This window comes from Aerococcus sp. L_32, from assembly GCF_050689315.1.
This window is the reverse complement of sequence record NZ_JBOEQF010000498.1, coordinates 1-1,356: the sequence shown is the minus strand read 5'-3', so window position 1 is coordinate 1,356 and position 1,356 is coordinate 1. Positions and strand designations below refer to the sequence as shown.

At 43.4% G+C, this 1,356-nt stretch carries 2 protein-coding genes; both read left to right on the top strand.

The window, feature by feature from the left end; translation table 11 throughout:
- Window positions 1-611, top strand: a 611-nt coding sequence (locus tag ACRCJ0_RS14230) for a glutamate ligase domain-containing protein (protein ID WP_431390874.1), incomplete at its 5' end; no start/stop codon positions are given.
- A gap of 42 nt (window positions 612-653) precedes the next feature.
- Window positions 654-1,211 (top strand): GTP cyclohydrolase I FolE, encoded by a 558-nt coding sequence (gene folE / locus ACRCJ0_RS14225; protein WP_201784328.1) that lies wholly within the window; start codon window positions 654-656, stop codon window positions 1,209-1,211.
- Window positions 1,212-1,356 lie beyond the last annotated feature (145 nt).

The window sequence follows — 1,356 nt, the reverse complement described above, 5'->3', positions numbered from 1 at the left end:
AACCGCTAGCTACCGACGCCCACGGATTACAGTCATTTAAATATAAAGGACGCAAATACACGCTTAACCTACAAGCCCCCTACCAGGTCAATAATGCGGCCCTAGCCATTGAAATTATCCAAGTTTTGAAAGCACAAGGGATCGTCATTTCTGACCAGGCCATTGAAAAAGGACTTGCGACTGTTACTTGGCCAGCCCGCTTTGAAAGGGTAGCGTCTGAGCCTACAATCATCATCGATGGGTCTCATAATATGGACGGTATTTTATCCTTAAAAGAGGCGATTTTAACCCATTATCCAGCTTCAAAAGTGGGCAAAAGGGTCGCTATTATGGGCATGTTAGCGGACAAGGACGTGGCCCACGTGGTTGAGGGCATTGTCCCTATTTTTCAAAAAATCATTACCGTAACTCCGCATTCAAACCGGGCTTTAGCTGGTGACCAATTGGCTGCTATGATCAAAGCAACTGGGACAGCGGTTGAGTTTGCGGATTCAGACCAGGCAGCTTTAGAAATTGCGGAAGCGGATTTAAAGAAAGACGACCTCTTATGTATATTTGGGTCTTTCTACTTTGTTGGCTATTTAAGGTCCATCATCAAAAATCGGCTATAAGCATGATAAAGAGTTTTCAATATTAAATAAGAAAAGGTGACAATAATGGATATGGAAAGAATTGAAAAGGCAGTACGGGAGATATTGCTTGCAGTGGGCGAAAACCCGGACCGTGAAGGACTTGTTGAAACGCCAGAACGGGTAGCCAAAATGTATGCGGAAGTATTTGACGGGTTAAATAGAGACCCGAGAATCCACACAGAAAAAACCTTTTCTGAATCAGCATCAGAATTTGTATTGGTAAAGGATATTCCCTTCCACTCAACATGTGAACACCATCTATTACCAGTGATTGGGCAAGCGCATGTAGCCTATATTCCTAAAGACGGACAGGTTATCGGCCTATCTAAATTGGCACGGATTGTCGAAGATTTTGCTTTGAGACCGCAATTACAAGAACGGTTAACCAACCAAGTAGCGGACGTATTAGCGGAAGAATTAGGTGCAGAAGGTGTGTTTGTTGTGTTAGAAGCAGAACACATGTGCATGACTTTACGGGGCATCAAGAAACCAGGTGCTAAGACAGTCACTTACGCAACCCGTGGTGCTTATACTGACCGCGGTCGCCGTCAAGAAGTTTTAGATATGATGAATTTATAGTGGATGCAGTGACCATAGAAAGTTTGTGACGAGATGTATATTAAACGATTAAATAAAACCTTCAATTTCCCAAGCGACCACACTTGGATCATGGGCATTTTAAATGTGACCCCTGATTCATTTTCAGATGGCGGAGCCTATGTTG